This window comes from Microcystis sp. LE19-41.2A, assembly GCF_027530405.1.
Taxonomy (GTDB): domain Bacteria; phylum Cyanobacteriota; class Cyanobacteriia; order Cyanobacteriales; family Microcystaceae; genus Microcystis; species Microcystis aeruginosa.
The window spans coordinates 1-4443 of sequence record NZ_JAPZQJ010000341.1 but is presented as its reverse complement, the minus strand read 5'-3'; the positions used below and the strand labels follow the sequence as shown (position 1 = coordinate 4443).

General features: G+C 41.3%; 3 protein-coding genes. All 3 read left to right on the top strand.

Going from position 1 to position 4443, the window contains the following annotated elements:
• Nucleotides 1-206: 206 nt before the first annotated feature.
• On the top strand, nt 207-677 hold the full coding sequence (locus O9290_RS14010) for a hypothetical protein (protein WP_288058330.1): 471 nt from the start codon (nt 207-209) through the stop codon (nt 675-677).
• Between the two features lies 1 nt (nt 678).
• Nucleotides 679-2430 (top strand): RAMP superfamily protein, encoded by a 1752-nt coding sequence (locus tag O9290_RS14005; protein WP_288058332.1) that lies wholly within the window; start codon nt 679-681, stop codon nt 2428-2430.
• A gap of 244 nt (nt 2431-2674) precedes the next feature.
• Entirely contained in the window at nt 2675-4213 is a 1539-nt protein-coding gene (locus O9290_RS14000; protein ID WP_288058334.1) for a hypothetical protein, read from the top strand.
• The last annotated feature ends 230 nt before the right edge of the window (nt 4214-4443 follow it).

The window sequence follows — 4443 nt, the reverse complement described above, 5'->3', positions numbered from 1 at the left end:
ATGATATCAGCGAGACTTGGAAACTATCTCATCAAATTAGTTCCCCCATAGAACCCCCTTGAGCCATCTGGCACACTTTTCTCTTTTTGTCAAATTTTATGTTAAGAAAGATGTGACTAATGGATAGCTTATCAAGGGGGGCAGGGGGGATCGAACCTAAAATCCATTTTTAATTTAATTATAACCAGCTACTTAGGAGACGCGAAATGACATGGAATCCTTATAACCTCGATCGGGCTGCCCAGGAATTGGTCTTAAAATACCGAGACAGCGAGAAAGTGTTAAATGAATCCCACAAAATGAGAACCACCGTCGCCTACGGTTTAGAACGTTTTTGGGGTGAACACCTGAGATTGATCGACAAAAAAGACGCTACTGATCAACAAAAAGGACGATACTGGCAAGATGTCTGGCAGAAATTCGTCGATATCTTAGAAGATGCGGGATTACGGGTTCCCCGTGGCAAGATTAATCCTCAAGATAAACCGGAAGCTCAAACCAAAGCTATCCAAGCGATCGCCAGAGAGTTCTGGAATCAAGAAACTTTTCCCCTAGAAGATCAGAGAATCGCTCTCTACGTCCTCACCCAACTTTGTGATAGCTTGGTCTGGTGGACGCAACGATACAAACAACCTAGCACCAACTCGCAAAATTCCAAGATCGAGGAGGAAGAATAAAATGCCGGACTGGTCAGATGTACCCCTCCTCTATCAAGCACAGATCGAGGGAAGATGTCAATTACAAAGACAAGAAAATAAACAAAAATCGCCAGCCTACGATTGGGTCGATCAGTGGACTAAACTTTATCATTCTGCTGACGATAGCGGTGGTCGATCCGGGCAACCCGATAACAGTAACCAATGGAGACGAAATTTATCTCCCGTCAACAGAAATAACCTTTCCGAACCACCGCAATTTAGCGAAGAAGCCAAGACGCGACCCTATACTATGACTTGGCGACTCGTCACCAATGGAGGTCAAGATGATGGCATTATCCGACCGGCTATCGGTGCGCGAGGCTATCCCTACTACCCCGGATCATCGATGAAAGGGGCTTTCCGTCGTGCCTGTGCCTGTACTACCGAACAAGCTCTAAAGTATTGCGGCAAACCCTCCCAAGGCGATCAGGGTTCTGAACCAGGTATTCTGCGCTTTCTAGGAGGCTATCCTACGGATAATAACTGGACTCGAAACTTAGTCGATATCGCTCATCCCCAGCAGGAAAAACAAGTTATTCAAGACGGAAAAACTAACGCTAATGTACTATTATCTTTTCACGAGGTAACTCTCAACTTCGGGATTTCCAGTACCATTCCCCTCGACGAACAAGAATGGCGAACGATCTGGCAAATTTGGGAGAAAGCGATCGGCAATGGACTCGGTTCCAGAGTTAGCGCCGGATACGGTCGCTTTAAAGATGTAACCTCACCAGAAACCCTCTTACAAGTTCATCTCAAAGGACAGGGAATCGCCGCTACATTACTCGACAAAACTCCCGAATTCCGTCCCAATATGTTTAAAGCAGCCCTTCGAGGTCATACCCTACGTTTACTAGGAGGAATGACCGATGAAGAGACCGCTAAACATCTGACCCAAATCCTCTGGGGAGGCATCGACGGAGCGGCGATTCTGGGACAACTCGGCATCAGCTTCACCCACCATGATGATGATTTAAAATTTGACAAACATCGCTACACTCCCCCGGGTAAAAGCGAGCAAATTATGCCTCTATACAATCTCAAACGGGGAACTTTACAAATTTCCTGTATGAATCGTCGCACTTCCCCAGAAAAGCGGCAAGAACTCGCGGAATTAGCCAAGGCAATAGTGCAATTCTCTCTCTTACTCGGTGGATTCGGCAAATCATGGCGAAGAGCGGATCACTGGCAGTTTTTCCGTCCCTATTTAGAAAAAGGCAATAAACCGATGATCGGGTGTCATTGGAAATTTATAGACTCTTCAGAATCTCTTTATCTTCCTATCACCGATTTACAACAAGATCTATCGCAATTTATCGATCGCCTTCGGACACTATTCCAGAATTACGCCGCTAAACAAGGCTATACTATTTATCCTGATAATCCTGTACACTGTGATTGGCGAGAAGCTTGGTATCCTTACGATAATCAAGGTGGGGTGCAAGTCTGGGGAAGAATTGTCGAGGATCGGATTAAAGCTATCAAATGGTTCCATCAACCTTACGAGGGAACCCACACCCTGCGGAACTTACAAGGAAGCATCGGACGGGACTCGCAAACTGGAAGACTTTGGCATCGAATTTACCCTTATTATCAATTGAATTCTGAAGGTAAACTGCAACGACAGAAACCACCGATCGAACTATTGACTTTCTTTCCCGAAACAACCGAGGATAGCGCTGATTTTATCGCTTTTCTCAACGAGCGATCGGACTTTGTAAAAATTTGGTAATATTTGTCATATTTATCGAGTATGCTGAAAAAGTACGGGCGAAGCATTCGGATAGAAAATCTACAGTTTCACCGATAGGTTATTGCCCGAATGCTTCGCCCCTACAGGACGCGGGCCGATAAAGAGGCAAGGTTTTGAACGACGATCAAAATCTTGCACCTGTGAGAGCAAAACAGAACCCTAAAACCCTTACCTCGTCCATATTGCCCATTTATTCAGCAAACCCTATTTATCGGGTAAAACCATGACTACTTGGATTATCACAACGGGAAACAGCGATATTCAATTAAATACCGATAACAATTGGATGAGAGGGGAGCGATTATTTGAGAAGGCTAAAAACAACGAACCTCTCTGTAATTGCCAGGGAGAAAGTAAAGATTTTGCCAATCTTAAACGAGAAAACGATACTAAGTGTTTTCCCGTTGCCGCTAGAGTTTTGGGATTAGTTTATCAAGATCATGAACATTGTTATTCAGATTTAGTATTCCCTTTGCTTGATGGTTTAATTGAAAAATTTCAAGATAAAGAATCTCCCGATCGAGTTTATATCATCCTAACCGATCAAGAAAAGCTTTTTAAAACATCGGACATCAAAAATTCTCCCTGTCCTTTCTGGCAAGATACCTGTACCTTAAAACCGCTTTTTGAATGGTACTTCCAGACCAAACTTAAGCTAAAACCGGATTTTATCACTTTACAGCCTTCTGTTAATAATAGAGGACTAGATCACTGGGATCAAGTGTTAACTCTTGTCACCGAAGAGTTAACAAAAATACAGCAAGACGATGTTTTTTACATCAGTCATCAAGCTAGTACCCCCGCTATTTCCTCGGCCGTTCAATTTGTCAGTATTGGTTACTTCTCTAACGTCAAGTTCTTGATAGTTAATCGATATTATCAAGAAAATAATATTAAAACAAGCCCCGAAATTATTCCGATTTCTAGCTATTGGAAACAATTACAAATACAGAAGGCTAAAAAATTAATCACAGATGGTTTTCCGGGATCGGCATTGGCATTATTAAAAGAGGTAGGATACAATAACTCAGAAGAAATTAAGGAGCTAGAAAGCTACATCGATCTTTTTAATATTAAAACCATAGATACTGGCGATGAATTCGAGCCGACACAAGCGATCAAGAGAGTTCGTAAAACCTTAGATTTAATCGAATATTTCTTGAAACAAGAAAACTATCTTCAAGCAATTATTCTATTATCTGCCGCTCAAGAAACGTTTTTAAAAGCTTCTATTTCACTCTATTTACAAAAACATATACCAGGAGGTTTTAAAGAATGGAACGAGAAAGGATTATTACTTAACTTAAAAGAAACAAAAATCCAGGAAGTGATTAAGCAACTTAAATTAGATAAAGGTGACAATCATAAATTTCAGAATTCTCATAAACTTTTTCCTTTACTCAAAGAATTTACGAAAACTGTAGATAATGATTATTGGCAATTATTAATTTGGTCATCCACAGAAAAAAGAGAGCATGAATTCGATCGCCGTAACCAACTAATGCACAATTTACGGGGAGTAAAAAAAGAAGAAATGATTCTTTATCTCACCGATCCCGAGGAATTAAGAAAGTATCTTGAAGACAAGGTTAGCTATTGCAGCAATTCTCAAAGGATTAATCTAGATCAAAGCGTAGATGAGGTTTATAGAAACGAGATTAAAGGTAAATTTATTTCTGCATTGAAAACCCTATGTGAATGGACGGAAAATGATTATATCCCTTTAGAGCATCATCTCGAAAAATTAGCCAAATCCCTATAAAAAATACGTTCCCCTAGTTTTTAGTTAAACTAGGGGATATTGATTACTTAGGGCTTGCTGAATAAATGTAAAATATAGACGAGGTAAGGGTTTTAGGGTTCTGTTTTGCTCTCACAGGTGCAAGATTTTGAGAGAATCGTCGTTCAAAACCTTGCGTCTTCATCGGCCCGCGTCCTGTAGGGGCGAAGCATTCGGACAATAACCTATCGGTGAAACCGTAGATTTTCTAT

Bases quoted from the DNA above. Each gene is read 5' to 3' on its own strand.
- O9290_RS14000 (WP_288058334.1), top strand. From the start codon at position 2,675: ATGACTACTTGGATTATCACAACGGGAAACAGCGATATTCAATTAAAT.
- O9290_RS14010 (WP_288058330.1), top strand. From the start codon at position 207: ATGACATGGAATCCTTATAACCTCGATCGGGCTGCCCAGGAATTGGTC.
- O9290_RS14005 (WP_288058332.1), top strand. From the start codon at position 679: ATGCCGGACTGGTCAGATGTACCCCTCCTCTATCAAGCACAGATCGAG.